The organism is Psychrobacillus sp. NPDC093200, assembly GCF_050280345.1.
Taxonomy (GTDB): Bacteria; Bacillota; Bacilli; order Bacillales_A; family Planococcaceae; genus Psychrobacillus; species Psychrobacillus faecigallinarum.
Map to the genome: position 1 here is coordinate 96,336 of NZ_JBNNVC010000007.1, position 16,365 is coordinate 112,700.

Here is a 16,365-nt window from a genome sequence, read left to right on the forward strand (position 1 = left end):
TCTTAAATGTAATTTCTTGCAATTTGATACAATAAAAATAGAATTGTATATATTTTCAATTGTTTAAGGAGGAGAACCGATGAAACATGCACTTGTAATTGGTGGCACAGGAATGCTAAGAGAAGCAACTCTACGACTTCAAGAAAAAAAATTCAATGTAACCGTGGTCGCAAGAAATCAAACAAAGATGCAAAAACTTTTAGAGCAATCCTCTGGAGCACACACAATTACACCTTTATATGTGGACTATAGCAATGAACAGCAATGGGAAGAAGAGATACAAAAGCTTATAAAGGAAAAAGGAGAAATTGATGTAGTTATTGCATGGGTTCATTCATATGCAAGCAAAGCTTTACCAACTTTAATAAAAGCAATGTCTAAGTGGGAGCACAACTGGAAACTCTATCACATATTAGGGAGTAGTTCGAATGTGGAAGAGACTAGAAACGGCCTTCCAATTTCACAAAATTGCTCGTATTATCAAGTCCAGCTAGGTTTTATGCAAGAAGGCAATACATCCAGATGGCTAACACATTCAGAAATTTCGAAAGGTGTAATAGAAGCGATTACGAGCGATCAAGAAAAACGCTCATTTCAAATAGGTCAGATAGAGCCGAACTGAGAACATAAAGCATAAAAAAACAAAGAAGAAAGAGAAGAAGTGCTATGTCTAATAACTCTAATCAAATACGAGCAGACCTAGTTCCAGATTGTCAAAATTGTTTTGGACTATGCTGTGTTGCTTTACCATTTGAGGCTTCCTCTGATTTCGCCTGCAATAAAGACGGAGGAAGACCTTGTCAGTATTTACAGTCTGAATATCGTTGTGGTATTCACAGTGAGTTAAGAAACAAAGGATATCGTGGCTGTACGGTTTTTGAATGCATTGGAGCAGGACAGAAAGTATCTCAGCAGACCTTTAAAGGAATGGATTGGAGAGATAATCCTAACATAGCTAATCAAATGTTTCTTGCCTTGCCAATTATGCATCAGCTACATGAAATGCTTTTATATTTGTCGGAAATTCTTTCTTATGATAAAACATCTTCCTTACACAAGGATGTCCAAGTATTGATAAATAAAACAGAAGAGTTAACATCCTTGGAAATAGAAAGTCTTTTAACGGTGAATATTCCTTTACATAGGGTGCTTGTAAATGAAATCTTGATAAAAGCAAGTGAATTAATACGCTATGAAGCAATGAGAAATGGCAGCAAAAACAAAAAAAATTCCCAGCTTTCAAAAAGAGGAGCAGATTTAATTGGGGCTAAGCTTAAGCGAGCGAATCTAAGTGGTGTCAGTTTTAGAGGCGCATACCTTATTGCTTCTGACTTACGGGAAGCAAATTTACGAGAAGTCGATTGGATAGGAGCAGATTTAAGGGATGTAGATTTAAGTGGAGCCAATTTAACTGGTTCGTTCTTCCTCACTCAAATGCAAATTAATGCGGCAAACGGAGATATTTCTACTAAGCTACCCGACAGACTAAAAATTCCTACTCATTGGAGAAAATAAAATTGTTTGAAGAGTATAATTTGAGATTGATTGATAGGGTTACCATGATAATGTTATGTCGGTGCAGTATATAGCTTTATTGGGATGTATCAATAAATATACAAACAAGCCTTTTAAAATAATAGCTGCTGTTAGAAAACTAATGATACGATGCATAAATCATTGAAGAAAGGTGATGATAAATAGAAAGAAAGGATGATCCATATGGAAGATTATAAATTTGCGGAACTAGATAGCGAGCAATTAAAAGAGCTAAGTGAATTGGAAGAAAGGCTTGGCGTTACTTTGATCGCTTATAATGCTGCTTTACACGAACCTACTATTATAAGTGATCAATCATCTCCTATAACTTAATAACATGGTAAATGAAGGGAACATTTTCTAACTAGAATTTGTTCTTTTTTTATATAAGTCAAAGGATATAATATTTTTTTTAGTAATAAATAGAACGTATGTTTCATACAATGCTGTAAAAGGAGGAAACGGGCTTGCGTATTTTGATATTAAAAGCTTTAAAATATCATCAATTAGTAGAGATGATTTATATAAATGAAAATGGGGAAATTAGCAAAAGAAGAATAAAGGTAATAGGTTTAAAAGCTGATTCATTTCAAGCATATTGCTACTTAAGAAAAACAAAGAGAACCTTCAAAATGAACAATATTTTGGCATTTGTCCCTCTAAAAGAAAAAGAAAAGTATGTAATATAAGAAATGCTTAAACGATAGTATAAATGGCTTTCAAAAAACAAAAACTAGAAATAGGAGCAATTAAAAAAATTGCTCCTATTTCTAGTTCTTACTTTAAAAAAGTAGAGTGCATATTGAATGCACTCAGTCAATATTTGGATATAAGTGAAGCGTTTACGTTTGTTTGTCTATTTCCGTCATCGTTTGATAGTGTAACGGGCAGGTCAAAAATTTGGTTTCTTAAGGTTAATAATGCATCTCTATTCAAGAAAACAATTGCCAGACCGCTATTTTGCCTTGTACTACGTGTCTCATAGTATTTTGGGATTGGTTTTCCATTAACGAATATTGCAGTCGGTTAATTTTATTTACTTTAACCGATTAAGCTCTGCATTATCCTCTTTAGACTATGCCTGCTTAAATCTGTTTAATGTTGTGTAAGAAAGACTTAAGTAGACCTCTTATTAGGAACTGTTCGTTCCGGGAGTATAAGCAAGCATGTGTAAAGTAGAATAACACAGCCTCATTTTTTTCCTTAACATCAGTAGCCGCAGAAGTGCCAGTAGTTCCTCGACTACCTTTGAAACAGCAGCAAGGATAATTATCACATCCTAACAGCATTTCCATTAAAGGAACTTGTTAATTCATTTTCACCCCCTCTATCACATCCTATTATTTTTTAATGTGTTGATAGAGGTCAAAGGACTACTTGTCTAAATTATTTTAAAGAATAAAGACCTTTTTTAATAAACTCCATACATTGTTTTATATTTTGTGATATTTCCTTATAGAAAGTACTACTTTAAATTATATATTTTAAAGAATTAATCATTTTATGCTATTTGATAAATTCTTTTTGAAACATTTACTTACTATTCCTTTCTCATTAATGACCTTCCTTTCCTCCCATATATATAGAAGTCGTCGTGTGTAATGGTATTGCTTTGACATAAATCAATACATATAATAATATTCTTTTATAATAGATAGAAAATTCGGTAAAAGGAGGGTGTGTAATGGACATCACAAAAGAGTACGCTAGAAAGCTAGATAAAGAGGACACCCTGAAAACATACCGTACAGAATTTTATATTCCTTCTGGAACTGTCTATATGGATGGGAATTCATTGGGGCTGCTTTCCAAAAGGGCTGAATCAGCAGTATTATCTCTACTCGACTCATGGAAGAATTTAGGTATTGATGGTTGGATGAAGGGGCAGCATCCTTGGTATTATTTTGCGGAAAGGCTGGGAGGGATGTGTTCACCGTTAATTGGTGCTATGGAAGAGGAGGTCATCATTACCGGTTCTACCACCTCAAACCTTCATCAATTGATAGCTAGCTTTTATAAGCCCCATGGCAACCGAACGAAAATATTAGTGGATGAATTGAATTTTCCTTCCGATTTATACGCGGTTAGTAGTCAGCTGGCGCTTCATGGATATGACCCAAGCGAGCATATGAAGATAGTAAGAAGCCAAGATGGCATGCTATTGGAGGAAGTGGATATTATCCAAGCAATGACAGAGGACGTGTCATTGATTGTTTTGCCGAGTGTGCTTTACCGCAGTGGACAAATATTGAATATGAAGCTGTTAACAGAAGAGGCTCACAAAAGGGATATTTTAATTGGTTTTGATCTTTGTCACTCCATAGGAGCTATTCCACATGCCATGGATGAATGGGGAGTTGATTTTGCCTTTTGGTGTACATATAAACATTTAAATGGAGGACCAGGGTCAGTCGGAGGATTATATGTTAATCGTAAACACTTTGGAGTTGACCCAGGACTTGCTGGTTGGTTTGGATCAGATAAGGATAAGCAGTTTGACTTAGACATTAAAATGACGCCTGCTACTCAGGTCGGCTCATACCAAATAGGGACACCACATATTTTGAGTGCAGCCCCATTGTATGGTTCTCTTCAAATATTTCAGGAAGCTGGCATAGCACGAATTAGGGATAAATCATGGAAACTAACAGAATATATGCGTTGTTTAATAGATGAACTGCTAAGTGAATATGCATTTCAGAATGTCTCTCCACTGGAGCAGGAAAGAAGAGGAGGACACTTATTTCTATTACATGAGGAAGCGGCAAGAATTTGTAAGGCATTAAAGGAAAAAGGCGTAGTTCCTGACTTCCGTTCTCCTAATGGCATTCGTTTGGCTCCGGTTGCTCTCTATAATACCTTTGAGGAAGTCTGGGAGACCGTTCAATTTTTAAAGGAGATTATGGAAAAAGAGGAGTATTTGAAATTCGAAAATAAACGAGAAGTAATTGCCTAGGAAGGAGTGAGGAATTGTCCGGACAATTTGCTAAACAAGAGGATAATAATTCAAATGAAAAGGGGATTCATACTAACTTTCAGCAGGATATGACCTACGGTGAATATCTTCAGTTAGATACTATTCTGGCTAGCCAAAAAACCTTATCTACTCATCACGATGAAATGCTATTTATTATCATTCATCAAGTAAACGAGTTATGGATGAAGTTAATCCTACATGAGCTAAATAGTGCTATACAGGCTATTCAAGCTAATAATCTACAATCCGCCTTTAAAATGCTAGCGAGAGTAACGAAAATACAATCACAACTTATCCAAGCATGGGATGTACTATCTACTTTGACCCCTGCTGAGTATTTAGAGTTTAGGGATCATTTAGGTAAGTCCTCTGGATTTCAGTCATATCAATATAGGCAGATTGAGTTTGCTCTTGGCTATAAAACAGCACATATATTGAAAATTTATGAAAAGGACAAGAAGCTGCATGAACAGCTAGAGAAGGCATTTCATGCACCGAGCATTTATGATGTCTCGATTGAAGCTTTGTCGAAGGGCGGTTTTTTCATAAATCCTGCTCTTCTGAATAGAGATTATTCTATAACGTATTCTGGAGACAAGTCAGTGGCAGATGCATGGAAGACTGTGTACCAAAATGTCAATCAGTATTGGGATCTTTATCAATTGGCTGAAAAGCTTGTTGATATTGAGGATTGGTTACAGCAATGGCGTTTTCGTCATATGAAAACAGTGGAGAGAATAATAGGCTTTAAGGTTGGAACTGGTGGTTCATCTGGCGTCAATTATTTGCGCAAGGTACTCGATCATCGATTTTTTCCGGAGCTTTGGGAACTAAGAACTGACTTATAGGAGGAAGAAAGATGTCTAAAAGATGGATAGACATTACACAACCGTTAACGAACCAAATTGCAACATGGCCGGGGGATACTCCTTTTCATTTTGAAGTGGCTCACACAAAGGAGCAGACAGGCTCTGTTAATATAGGTCAGATAACAGCTAGTGTGCATACTGGAACTCATGCGGATGCACCTTTTCATTTTAATAGTAGTGCGGCTACGATCGAACAGTTAGATGTTAATCATTACATTGGACCAGCCAAAGTAATAGATGTAACTGGAATACCATGGGTTGGTCAAGAAGAGTTAATGAATTTTGACCTAGATGGAGTTAGGCGGCTAATCTTAAAAACAAAAGAAAAGGTTCAAGTTGAAAAATTTCCAGAGGATTTTACCTTGTTAAAAGAAGATATTGGTGAGTTTCTACAGAACAAAGGAATATTCCTGTTAGGCTTAGATATTCCCTCAGTAGATGCAGCTGATAGTAAAGATTTACCGATACATCATACGCTATATAGGAATGGGGTACACATTCTAGAGAACTTATATTTGCAGGATGTATCTGCTGGAGACTATGAACTGATCGCTTTGCCATTAAAAATTGTTGGAGCAGATGGAAGTCCTGTTCGTGCTGTTTTAAGAAAAATGTAAGTGGATAATGTTTATATGTAGTAAAAAAAGGATGGATAAAGCTGTTCCACTTTTATCTATCCTTTTATTTTCTCGGAACGACAGTAAAATGTATGAACAATGGATGGCTGATTTCCGCTTTAGGTGGGCGCTTTCCGTAGGGTGAGCGATAAGCCCACTGAAGTCGTAGTCAGTCGCTACACTCATAGAGTGTAGCAAGAAGAAAGTAAGAAGGTTGACTCTAACTTAATTATTTAAAGATTTTTCTTAACAATCCTGTCTTAAAATTTATTAGGAAATTGTTTTACGACTCCATTTGATAATGTATCAGCTAGCTGGATGATATGATCTAACCCCTTATCTAAAGCAACAATAGATGCATCCCAATCTTTTGCCAGTCTTGCCGTAACATCCTCTGTTATTAAAGCTAAATGCATTTCCAACATTTCCTTTAATTCTGCTTTTGGCCAATTTGGGTTGGCTTTGCTAAGGAACTCGGCTATGTCGTCAGCATTTTTATACCACTCTTTATTGTATTTTTCCAAATCAGCTTTGTTACCTCTTTTTGCCGCATCCACTACGTTTCCAGCGATGAGGATATGGTCCTTTAACAGCGCAGTCAATTTATTGCCTGCAGCTTCTCCATAATAAGTCTTGAAAGCATTCCCAATGTCCTCCTGATTTTTTAATAACCTCGCTAGTACATTTTCTTGATCGTCCAGACCTTCCAAAGCGCTCACAATATAAAGCCTAGTCCACATGACATGTTCTGTCCAAAGCTTTCTTAAGTCACCCTTCAATTGACATGCTTCTTGGCTAAAACACTGTTCTTGGGGTCCGGTTTCAGCTTTAGTAGTTAATGGTGAAACAATCAAAGCAATAGACATAAACAATAACGCTAACCTCAAAGAATGTTTTTTCATACTATCTGCTCCTTTTTAAAGAATTAGAAAAATGTCTTTATTACTTTGGTTTTTTTCTCTAATTTTATCCTTCTTTGCAAAAAGAGTACTTAAGCTTTATTCTTAAGTACTCCTTTTGCTATCTTTATAAGAACTAACCACCAAAGGAATCCTGATAGTCAATCACTTCAAACAGAAATATCTTCAACTATACATGCGAAATTATAAACCTTATTCTTCAGTTGTTTTTTCTCTATCCAAATTTGACAATCCTGTAAACTATCAGAGAAAATCACCTAGAAGAGTGAGAGAAATCATACTCTATCCTGTATTTTCTGTTTATACTTAAGATAACATAGTACGTAAGAAGAACAGAGGAGTGAGCTTTTTGAAAAAGATAGTTGTAGTTGGTGGTGGAATTACTGGACTTTCTGTGATGCATTATTTGCATCTGCTTAAAAAGGAAAAAGCTTTAGATGTGGAAATGACTTTAGTGGAATCGAATGATTATCTTGGGGGAAAAATACATTCAGTTTATGAGGACGATTTTATCATGGAAGTTGGCGCAGACTCCATAGTAGCACGTCACGAATCAATATTGCCCCTTGTGGAGGAACTTGGTTTACAAAAAGAGCTAGTATATAACGCAACAGGGATTTCCTATATTTATACTAATAATGAGTTGCATGCAATACCAGCAGACTCAGTTTTTGGAATTCCTACAAGTGTGGAATCGCTAGAAAGTAGTTCACTTGTTTCTGGAGAAGGAAAGCAGGAGGCACTGAAGGACTTAGAGCTAACTAACGAAAGCTTTACAAAAGAAGACTCAATTGGTTCGTTTTTAAAATACTTCCTTGGAGAAGAACTAGTAGAAAAACAAGTAGCTCCAGTATTATCAGGCGTATATTCAGGTGACTTGGACAAGCTAACATTAGAAACAACTTTACCCTATTTAATTGATTATAAAAATAAGTATGGCAGCATCATTAAAGGGCTTGGGGCCAATAAGGAGCAATTCCAAAAATCTGCTAACAAAAAATTTATTTCATTTAAAAACGGTTTATCTACACTTATTAATCAAATAGAAGATGAATTAAAGGATTCTAAAATTATAAAAGGTGTTCATACAACAAAAATTGAGAAAAAGGGGGAGAGTGAGTACAGCGTATATCTGTCAGACGGACAAATAATAGAGGCAGATTATGTAGTGCTGACCACACCTCATCAAGTTGCACAAGAAGTGCTAAATAATGAACAACTGAATGAGGACTTCAGCAAGTTTAAAAATTCTTCGTTAATCAGCATATATCTTGGTTTTGATATATCGGATGAACAGCTGCCGGCAGAGGGGACTGGTTATATTGTTTCGGAGAACTCAAATGTGAAATGTAACGCTTGCACATGGACTAGTCGGAAATGGGAGCACACCTCAAAGAATAACAAGCTATTAGTCCGTATGTTTTATAAGAGCACTAATCCAGAGTTTTCAAAGATGAAGCATATGAGCGAGGAAGAGCTTATAGAAGTGGCAATGCAAGATATTCAACATAGTTTGAAGCTTGATGGGAAACCTCAAGTAGTTGAAGTAACGAAATGGAATGATTTAATGCCAAACTATCATATGGCTCATGCGGAGGCTATCAAATCTATTGAGAAAAAAATGTCTACATTATTTCCTCAAGTCATACTTGCTGGTTGCTCATATTATGGAGTTGGTATTGGACCTTGCATTAAGAATGGGAAAGAAACAGCAAAACAAATTATTGAAAAATTAAGTTGAACACTTTAAAAAAGGACGTTTGTTAGAAGGAGGAATCCTTCTACAAATGTCCTTTTTAAGTTATTATTCGTACATCCTTTAGAAAACTCTAGAACTCCAGTATGAATAGTAGTTAGCGTACAAGTGCTGAGCCGTTCTTTGCCTTTTTCAGTTGAACGACAATAATAATGCTTATAATCACGAGTAGAAACCAAGAGCTAATCTTCCCAATATGAACGATGGACCACACTTGTTCTTGGTTAGGATATTGCCAAGCACCTAAAAAGGTAGTGATATTCTCAGCGATCCATATGAAAAAACCAATTAACAAAAAGGATAAGACGATTGGCATTTTATAAACCTTTTCCTTTACTCGAAAGCTGACGACAGTCCGGAAGAAAACAATAAGTAAAAGAGCCTTTAAAAACCAGCGTATATCGAAAAAGTAATGATGTGTAAAAAAATTAAAATATATAAGAGCTCCCATAATTGTAGCTGAAATAGAAGGTGGCCAATGATAGATATGTAAGTCGAACCTTCGCCAAGCTTGACAAATATAACTTGCGACACTTGCATACATAAAACCGCTATAAAGCGGTACTCCCCCAATTTTGCTGTATGCATTCTCTGGATATGACCAAGATCCCATATAGGTTTTAAAGAGTTCCAATGCTAAACCTATTACATGAAATAGACAAATGACTTTAAACTCATCCCATGTCTCTAACTTTGAAATTAGCATAAATATTTGGCCAGCTATACAAATAATAAGTATGAAATCATAGCGGGGCAGGTATGGTATAGAGACTATCTTAGAAAGGGCTAAAGCTCCAAAAATAATGACAGGAAATATGCATGAAATTGCTTGTAAATAGCCAAAATGTAAAAAGTTTTTCACGTTCTCGCTTACCTCCTCTATGTAGAATTTTTTAAAGTTGTTATTTATTTTGCATGAAAGTAAACATGCATTATAGAAGGAGACGAAAAGTAAAAATGTAAGTTTCCAAGGGAATGATAGTATATAAGGACTATGTTATTTGTATAATACTTAGAAAAAACTCCTACCTAAAGAATGAAATATGAGGTATAATATTCATCGTGAATTGGAACTATATAAAATAGCCATTATAGGGGAAAGTTCGATAAAGGAGAATATGTGTGACTACTGAAAATATCAATGTAGATAGAAGAGTGAGAAGAACAAAGAAGATATTCAAGTCTCATTTTATAGATTTAGTGAAAGAAAAAGGATATAAAAATGTTACGATAACTGATGTTGTAGACAGAGCAGACTACAATAGAAGTACTTTTTATATATATTATAAGGATAAAGAAGATCTTGCCGAGGAGCTTGTAAAAGAAACTTTAAAGGATCTAGAATATGCCTTTCACAGTCCATTTTTAGGAAGTTCGGTAGTTGATTATGGTAAAATTATTCCTACCTCGAATGCTTTTTTCAGACATTTATATGATCATAGAAGGGTGTACAGTCTTTTATATATATCAGACACCATACCAGGCTTTCAAGAGAGTTTTTTAAATAAATTTAAGAAAATATTTTATGGTATTACTTACTTAGACCAGTCTAATGAAGTCATCGGGATTAAGCATTTTAATACTTATAAAATGTATGGGTCGTATGGAGTAATATTAGAGTGGCTAGAGGGAGGGTGTATAGAAACACCTGAAGAAATAGCAGATACACTTTTAGAAATATTTAAAACATCGGAGAGTGCCTTTAAGCTAGAAAAGACAGCTATTAGAAAATAGCTGTCTTTTTTGCTATATAAATATAGGACTTCTATATCTATTGCTCACTAAAGTATCTTTTATGAGCAAAAAAGTGGGCTAGTAACTAATGTCACTACCCACCTCTTTGGAAACTATATATTATATTTTCTTTTCTTTCTCAGAATCCTCAAGCTTTTTATCATCTTTTTCTTCATCATTGATGATGTCTCTTGTAGAAGTTTTAAATTCTTTTAAAGTTTGACCAACTGCTTTTCCTAGTTGAGGCAGTTTGGAAGGACCGAAGATAACTAAAGCTATAATTAAAACGAGTATTAGACCCGGGATACCTATATTTGGCATATTGTTTCCTCCTTGTCTGTAATATAAATGTTGACGCATGTTAACTATAACACATCATTACAGAAAAATGGTCTCTTCTAGCTTCGATTCGTTGACTAATCTATACCTATATAAGAGATTACACTAATTCTTTTGATTTTGTCGCTGATACTAATTGTCCGCCACCGTTTTTAAGGTATTGTACCATACCTTCTGTTGCTCTATAAGTAAGGGCAGCAGCTGTTGGGGTTGGATTAGTCGGTCCAAAGTGAGGGAAAGCAGAAGCTCCACACACAAATAAGTTTTCAGCGTCCCACATTTGAAGATAATTGTTTACTGCAGATGTTTCTGGATTGTCTCCCATGATTGCTCCACCAGCGTCATGCTGGAATGTGAATCTTCCGCCAAAATGTTCGGCCATAGGGATTACATCTATAATGTCAGCACCCATTTCTTTTACTACATCCGCACATTTCTCTACTAGGAATTCGTTACGCTTATGGTCCTCCGCAGTATAGTCGAATGTAACACGAATTAATGGATCACCATTATCGTCTTTATAGACTGGATCTAGATCAAGGTAGTGATTTTTATTCGGTAAAATGGCTCTTTGAGAAACAACGGTTACATTTCTATGGAAGTAATGTAAAGAGTTTTTCTTGAATTCTTTACCCCAAGTTGGTGTTCCAAAAGGAGCAGGATTGTTAGCAATTGGTTCATTACCGAATAAGTGCATTTCAATTTGTCCACCATGGATAAACTCAACTCCATTATGGTCGAAATTATCTGCATTGAAATCGTTAAATGCAGAACCTAAAGAGCCAGTACCGATGAAGCTATTGAATTTCTCTTCTTCAAAGTAACCGATTGCTCCAGTAATAGTATGGTGATCTGTGTAGTTCTTCCCGATAACCCCGGTGCCTGTTTTCGGATTATAAGGCTGCCCGATACCAGACAAAAGAAGTAGGCGGACGTTATTAAATGTATAGCTTGTTAATGCTACTACGTCAGCAGGCTGTTCAAATACTTCACCAGTTCTGATGTCCTTATACAATACTCCAGTTGCTTTGCCATTCTCATAAAGTACACGAGTTACTAAAGAGTGGGTACGCAATTCAAAGTTACCTGTTTTCTTAGCAGTAGGTATAACTGTAACGATCGGATCTGCCTTAGCTCCGTATTCACAGCCATAGTTACCACAGAAAGAGCAGTACTGACAAGCGTTTAGTGTTTCCCCATCTGGATTTGTATATGATTCGGATACGTTTGCTGTAGGAACGACAAATGGGTGATGACCAAGTTTTTCAGCAGCTTCATGAAACATCTTCATTTGTTTTAGTTTCTTTAATGGTGGTGTTGGATAGTCAATTGAACGGGGACCCGCTAAAGGATCTACCTCCCCAGAAATACCAGCCATTTGTTCAAACTTGGAATAGTAAGGTTCTATTTCATCATAGGTAATGCCCCAGTCTTGAATAGTTACATCTTTTCCGATTTTACCTTCTCCATATTTTTCAATGGTTTTACTGCGAATTTCAAAATCGTAAGGGAAGTAGCGATAAGTTTGTCCACCCCAGTGGGCACCACCGCCGCCAGTTCCAGTACCAACAACTAATGCTGACTCATCGCGAACTGGACGAGCTTCGTCATTTAAAGTATTTCGAAAAGTAATAGTATCCTTGTTTAATTTTTGCATTAACTCTTTACGAACGTTGTACTTTAATTCATCATGTCCGTGCAGATAATCCTCAATAGATCTTTCAACTCCACGTTCAAGACCGACCACTTTATAGCCTGCTTTTGTTAGCTCAGCAGCAACTATTCCGCCTGTCCAACCCATACCAGTTGTTACAACGTCCACCTTTGGTAATTTTGTAACCATAACCTTAGTAACCTCCATTTTTTTAATAGCTTAGTGTTTATGTCCACCTAGACTTACAGGTGGTATTGATACGAATTCTTCTTTATCTAAATAGGCAGTGTACGACATTTGAGCTCCTGGGAATTCTTTCATCTTCCAGCCTGCCATATCCTTATTTCCTCCATATAGTGGATCAGCGAAACATCCTTGAAGTGTTGCAGATCTTAATGAATTAAAGAATACTGCAGAGTTGATAAATTGCATTTCTACTTCACCCATTTGGAATGCAGTTAAGATAGCAATTTGTTGTTCTTCCGATAGATCTTTGAATAGTGCTCCTTCATGCTGCTTCTCTGAAACCTCGTTTAGCTTGCGAACTCCTTGTAAAAAGATTTCACTGTTATCTAAAGGAATTTCTCCAGCCTTAAATGGACCTTTTCTATAGTCATCGGCATTACTTCCCCATGGGCTAGCTAATTGTTTATCGATAAAATACGGTGCTCCTAACGCGATTGCTCCTGGCCCATGCTCATCTTCTGGATAGATAAGCTCAGTAGCAGCTGCAAGTGCGTCGAAATCCTTTTGACGAACAAAAAACTGGCGTGTCTCACTATAATCAACTGACTTATGAGCTGTTTCGACTCCAGATTTAGTAGTACTTTCTTTTCCGCCAACTAAGCTACCAATAGCTCCACCTAGTACTAAGCCTCCGACTGTAAGCCCTGAGTTTTTGATAAACTTCCGTCTCGAAGAACGTTTATCTAAAAAAGTTTCTTTGTTTTCTTGTTCTGACATATTTGTAAACCCCCTATTATAATTTGATTAATGGAATATTGAATGCCAATTGTAGATTAATAAAAATAAGCCTGTAAAAACTAGCAAACTGGCAATGAAATAGATTTGTACTTTTTCTGCCCAGCAAAGAACAATAATAGCTAAACCAATACCTGCGCCTAGTAATGCAAACCATGGGAAAGAACTATTAGAGAAATGAAGAAAAAGTGCAAAATCTGCTACTAAAAATAGAGCAAGTAGTACGTTATTTAATAAAACTAGTTCTTCTCTATTATAATTAGACATTATTATCCTCCTATATAAGACAAAATTTTCTTTAATATACTATTTCACAAGAACTATGTAACGAAAGAATTTTATCAATAATAAATATAATCTACAATCATTAATAAATTGATATTTGCCTACCTACACAACACATTCTTTCTATTTGTCTAATTTTTAAATATAATTAATTATAAATTCGATTGTATTGCCAATAAATTCAAAAAATACATCTTAGGTCTTAGTTGATTTCCTCCTGCAGACTGTTCAGTAAATCCTCTTAAATAAGAGATGATGAAGGAACAAAAAGAGAGCATCTTGTTGATGGGGTGGAAAAGTGGAGAAGACGGTCTATATTATATTAAGTGACACAAGTACATGGTTTTCTAAAATGATTGGAATGTATACGGGAAGAAACAGAAATCACGCGTCGATTGCCTTTGATGAGCAATTGAATGAGATGTATAGCTTCGGTAGAAAACAGAGATATAACCCAATAAATGGTGGCTTTGTTCAAGAAAACGCGAGGGGCGGGGTGTTTAAAAACGCCAACTGTTCTATTTTTCAATGCAAAATATCTTTAAGCGAATTTGAGCAAATGCAAAACAGAGTACTTGCATTTCGGGAGGAACAAGATAGGTATAAATATAATTTGCTTGGTTTGTTTGGAATTGCCCTTCGATTGAAAATTCATCGGGAAAATGCATATTTTTGTTCTCAATTTGTAGCTACGATTATGAATGAATCTTCTACTTTAAGCATAGACACTCCTACTTATTTAGTTCAACCACATCATATTGCAGAGCACCCAGCGCTTCAACTGATTTATGAAGGGCGATTTCAGTATTATTTATTAAATAACAATTTAGGTGATGCATCTAAGTGGAAGGAACTTGCATATTAGCTACTTCCTTTCTCCTTTGCTAGAATATTTACTTTTACTTTTGGACAGAATGAAGACGAAGTAAAGTTTAAGCTTAGGAGGATGAAAGATGGCACAGGATCATTCTAAAAATGAAACTAACCGAGAGACAGAGGATACACTGACGAATAGACAGGGGCATCCAATTACAAACAACCAAAATATAAGAACGGTTGGAAACCGTGGCCCAGCAACATTAGAGAACTATGATTTTATCGAGAAAATTAGCCATTTTGACAGAGAGCGAATTCCTGAACGCGTCGTTCACGCTCGCGGAGCTGGAGCACACGGGTATTTTGAAGCGTATGGAGCAGTCGGGGATGAAGACATTGCAAAATATACTCGGGCGAAGCTATTTCAAGAAAAAGGTAAAAAAACTCCGCTTTTTGTACGTTTTTCATCGGTTATTCATGGAGGACATTCCCCTGAAACATTGAGAGATCCACGAGGTTTTGCAGTAAAGTTTTATACAGAAGACGGAAACTGGGACCTGGTTGGTAACAATTTGAAAATCTTCTTTATCCGTGATGCGATGAAATTTCCAGACATGATTCATGCTTTTAAACCAGACCCTGTTACTAATATTCAGGATGCAGAAAGATTTTTTGATTTTTGTGCAAGCTCACCTGAGTCATTCCACATGGTCACATTCATTTATTCGCCTTGGGGTATTCCCGCAAACTACCGTATGATGCAGGGTTCTGGGGTAAACACATACAAATGGGTTAATAAAGAGGGAGAGGCAGTCCTGATAAAGTATCATTGGGAGCCAAAACAAGGAATACGCAATTTAACTCAAGCAGAAGCTGAAGAAATTCAAGCAAAAAACTTTAACCATGCTACGCAAGATCTATACGATGCTATTGAAAAGGGAGATTTCCCTGAGTGGGAGTTAAACGTTCAAATAATGAGTGATGGTGATCATCCAGAACTAGATTTTGATCCACTAGACGACACTAAGCTGTGGCCTAACGATCAATTCCCTTGGATGCCGGTTGGAAAAATGGTTTTAAATCGAAATCCACAGGACTATTTCACTGAGGTGGAGCAGGTGGCGTTCGGTACAGGTGTACTAGTAGATGGCTTGGATTTCTCAGATGATAAAATGCTTCAGGGACGAACATTTTCGTATTCAGATACACAGCGACATCGTGTTGGTGCTAACTACTTACAGTTGCCAATCAATTCTCCAAAGAAACGTGTTGCAACCAATCAAACAGGCGGACAAATGGCATACCGTTTAGATAGAGGGCCCTTCCAAAACCCTCACATAAATTATGAGCCTTCAATTTTAGATGGCTTGCATGAGGCTGAACAAACTGGCAAAGAATATACTCCGATGATTAAGGGGAACTTAGTTAGAGAGTCGATAGATCGTCAAAATAATACGAAACAAGCAGGAGAAACTTACCGTAATTTTGAACAATGGGAGAAGACAGAATTGTTGTCTAATCTAATAAATGATTTGTCTAAATGTGATCAAAGAATCCAAGACAAGATGATTTCCTTGGCAGAGGAAGCGGATGAAGAATACGGAAGACTTCTAAGAGAAGGTTTAAAAAATGCACCAAAAGGTGGCTCTAGTCAGCATCCGCTTGGAGATGTAGACGGTGAAAAAGCCCCACAGCAAGCAGTAGAAAATAGTCATGAATCAGATCCGTATTAATTAGAGAAAAATACACTTAAAATAGTGCTCAGGCTGTAGATATTCAAAGAAATTTGAAAATGTCTACAGCTTTTTCCTATTTATAATACATAGTAGGGAAACGTCCAATTTAAGGTTCAGTAGCTAGACTACCATAAGCTGAGCTAAG

Annotated in this window: 17 protein-coding genes; 11 read left to right on the top strand and 6 right to left on the bottom strand. The window is 36.3% G+C overall.

What is annotated here, in order from left to right; all coding sequences use genetic code 11:
• The first annotated feature begins 79 nt into the window (after positions 1 to 79).
• The 7 genes from ACQKNZ_RS18955 (at position 80) to kynB (ending at position 5,999) form a co-directional block, all read left to right on the top strand.
• Positions 80 to 622 (top strand): SDR family NAD(P)-dependent oxidoreductase, encoded by a 543-nt coding sequence (locus tag ACQKNZ_RS18955; RefSeq protein WP_427661257.1) that lies wholly within the window; start codon positions 80 to 82, stop codon positions 620 to 622.
• Positions 623 to 666: 44 nt separating this feature from the next.
• Positions 667 to 1,515 carry a pentapeptide repeat-containing protein gene (locus tag ACQKNZ_RS18960; RefSeq protein ID WP_427661259.1) on the top strand — a complete coding sequence of 283 codons (849 nt, stop codon included), beginning with the start codon at positions 667 to 669 and terminating at the stop codon, positions 1,513 to 1,515.
• 195 nt (positions 1,516 to 1,710) lie between these two features.
• A complete protein-coding gene (locus tag ACQKNZ_RS18965; RefSeq protein WP_186318254.1) occupies positions 1,711 to 1,869 on the top strand; it encodes a hypothetical protein in 159 nt (52 codons plus the stop codon).
• A 134-nt stretch (positions 1,870 to 2,003) separates the two neighbouring features.
• Positions 2,004 to 2,225 carry a transcriptional regulator gene (locus ACQKNZ_RS18970; protein ID WP_427661261.1) on the top strand — a complete coding sequence of 74 codons (222 nt, stop codon included), beginning with the start codon at positions 2,004 to 2,006 and terminating at the stop codon, positions 2,223 to 2,225.
• Between the two features lie 995 nt (positions 2,226 to 3,220).
• Complete coding sequence (kynU, locus tag ACQKNZ_RS18975) at positions 3,221 to 4,492, top strand: kynureninase (protein WP_427661263.1); 1,272 nt, start codon at positions 3,221 to 3,223, stop codon at positions 4,490 to 4,492.
• Between the two features lie 14 nt (positions 4,493 to 4,506).
• Positions 4,507 to 5,361 carry a tryptophan 2,3-dioxygenase gene (gene kynA / locus ACQKNZ_RS18980; RefSeq protein WP_427661265.1) on the top strand — a complete coding sequence of 285 codons (855 nt, stop codon included), beginning with the start codon at positions 4,507 to 4,509 and terminating at the stop codon, positions 5,359 to 5,361.
• An 11-nt stretch (positions 5,362 to 5,372) separates the two neighbouring features.
• Positions 5,373 to 5,999: an arylformamidase gene (kynB, locus tag ACQKNZ_RS18985; RefSeq protein WP_144540782.1), complete on the top strand. Its 627-nt coding sequence runs from the start codon at positions 5,373 to 5,375 to the stop codon at positions 5,997 to 5,999.
• 260 nt (positions 6,000 to 6,259) lie between these two features.
• Here kynB and ACQKNZ_RS18990 read toward each other — a convergent pair whose 3' ends face one another.
• On the bottom strand, positions 6,260 to 6,901 hold the full coding sequence (locus tag ACQKNZ_RS18990) for a glycosyltransferase (protein ID WP_427661267.1): 642 nt from the start codon (positions 6,899 to 6,901) through the stop codon (positions 6,260 to 6,262).
• A gap of 367 nt (positions 6,902 to 7,268) precedes the next feature.
• On the opposite strand from ACQKNZ_RS18990, the gene ACQKNZ_RS18995 reads away from it, so the two are divergent.
• Positions 7,269 to 8,660, top strand: a complete 1,392-nt coding sequence (locus ACQKNZ_RS18995) for a protoporphyrinogen oxidase (RefSeq protein ID WP_427661269.1) — start codon at positions 7,269 to 7,271, stop codon at positions 8,658 to 8,660.
• Positions 8,661 to 8,772: 112 nt separating this feature from the next.
• Here the strand turns inward: ACQKNZ_RS18995 and ACQKNZ_RS19000 are convergent, their stop codons facing one another.
• On the bottom strand, positions 8,773 to 9,537 hold the full coding sequence (locus ACQKNZ_RS19000; protein WP_427661271.1) for a DUF817 domain-containing protein: 765 nt from the start codon (positions 9,535 to 9,537) through the stop codon (positions 8,773 to 8,775).
• Positions 9,538 to 9,797: 260 nt separating this feature from the next.
• On the opposite strand from ACQKNZ_RS19000, the gene ACQKNZ_RS19005 reads away from it, so the two are divergent.
• Positions 9,798 to 10,409 (top strand): TetR/AcrR family transcriptional regulator, encoded by a 612-nt coding sequence (locus ACQKNZ_RS19005; RefSeq protein WP_191697842.1) that lies wholly within the window; start codon positions 9,798 to 9,800, stop codon positions 10,407 to 10,409.
• 120 nt (positions 10,410 to 10,529) lie between these two features.
• Here ACQKNZ_RS19005 and ACQKNZ_RS19010 read toward each other — a convergent pair whose 3' ends face one another.
• From ACQKNZ_RS19010 to ACQKNZ_RS19025, 4 genes are all read right to left on the bottom strand, one after another.
• Positions 10,530 to 10,730 carry a twin-arginine translocase TatA/TatE family subunit gene (locus ACQKNZ_RS19010; RefSeq protein ID WP_144540803.1) on the bottom strand — a complete coding sequence of 67 codons (201 nt, stop codon included), beginning with the start codon at positions 10,728 to 10,730 and terminating at the stop codon, positions 10,530 to 10,532.
• A gap of 118 nt (positions 10,731 to 10,848) precedes the next feature.
• On the bottom strand, positions 10,849 to 12,591 hold the full coding sequence (locus ACQKNZ_RS19015) for a GMC family oxidoreductase (RefSeq protein ID WP_144540806.1): 1,743 nt from the start codon (positions 12,589 to 12,591) through the stop codon (positions 10,849 to 10,851).
• A 30-nt stretch (positions 12,592 to 12,621) separates the two neighbouring features.
• Positions 12,622 to 13,365: a gluconate 2-dehydrogenase subunit 3 family protein gene (locus ACQKNZ_RS19020; RefSeq protein WP_191697840.1), complete on the bottom strand. Its 744-nt coding sequence runs from the start codon at positions 13,363 to 13,365 to the stop codon at positions 12,622 to 12,624.
• 27 nt (positions 13,366 to 13,392) lie between these two features.
• Positions 13,393 to 13,650 carry a hypothetical protein gene (locus tag ACQKNZ_RS19025; RefSeq protein ID WP_144540811.1) on the bottom strand — a complete coding sequence of 86 codons (258 nt, stop codon included), beginning with the start codon at positions 13,648 to 13,650 and terminating at the stop codon, positions 13,393 to 13,395.
• 316 nt (positions 13,651 to 13,966) lie between these two features.
• On the opposite strand from ACQKNZ_RS19025, the gene ACQKNZ_RS19030 reads away from it, so the two are divergent.
• Both ACQKNZ_RS19030 and ACQKNZ_RS19035 read left to right on the top strand, forming a co-directional pair.
• Positions 13,967 to 14,533: a hypothetical protein gene (locus ACQKNZ_RS19030; protein WP_427661275.1), complete on the top strand. Its 567-nt coding sequence runs from the start codon at positions 13,967 to 13,969 to the stop codon at positions 14,531 to 14,533.
• A gap of 88 nt (positions 14,534 to 14,621) precedes the next feature.
• Entirely contained in the window at positions 14,622 to 16,217 is a 1,596-nt protein-coding gene (locus tag ACQKNZ_RS19035) for a catalase (RefSeq protein WP_427661277.1), read from the top strand.
• The last annotated feature ends 148 nt before the right edge of the window (positions 16,218 to 16,365 follow it).

Coding starts and splice junctions, on each gene's coding strand:
- ACQKNZ_RS18955 (WP_427661257.1), top strand. CDS start 80: ATGAAACATGCACTTGTAATTGGTGGCACAGGAATGCTAAGAGAAGCA.
- ACQKNZ_RS18960 (WP_427661259.1), top strand. CDS start 667: ATGTCTAATAACTCTAATCAAATACGAGCAGACCTAGTTCCAGATTGT.
- ACQKNZ_RS18965 (WP_186318254.1), top strand. CDS start 1,711: ATGATCCATATGGAAGATTATAAATTTGCGGAACTAGATAGCGAGCAA.
- kynU (WP_427661263.1), top strand. CDS start 3,221: ATGGACATCACAAAAGAGTACGCTAGAAAGCTAGATAAAGAGGACACC.
- kynB (WP_144540782.1), top strand. CDS start 5,373: ATGTCTAAAAGATGGATAGACATTACACAACCGTTAACGAACCAAATT.
- ACQKNZ_RS18990 (WP_427661267.1), bottom strand. CDS start 6,901: ATGAAAAAACATTCTTTGAGGTTAGCGTTATTGTTTATGTCTATTGCT.
- ACQKNZ_RS19010 (WP_144540803.1), bottom strand. CDS start 10,730: ATGCCAAATATAGGTATCCCGGGTCTAATACTCGTTTTAATTATAGCT.
- ACQKNZ_RS19015 (WP_144540806.1), bottom strand. CDS start 12,591: ATGGTTACAAAATTACCAAAGGTGGACGTTGTAACAACTGGTATGGGT.
- ACQKNZ_RS19020 (WP_191697840.1), bottom strand. CDS start 13,365: ATGTCAGAACAAGAAAACAAAGAAACTTTTTTAGATAAACGTTCTTCG.
- ACQKNZ_RS19025 (WP_144540811.1), bottom strand. CDS start 13,650: ATGTCTAATTATAATAGAGAAGAACTAGTTTTATTAAATAACGTACTA.
- ACQKNZ_RS19035 (WP_427661277.1), top strand. CDS start 14,622: ATGGCACAGGATCATTCTAAAAATGAAACTAACCGAGAGACAGAGGAT.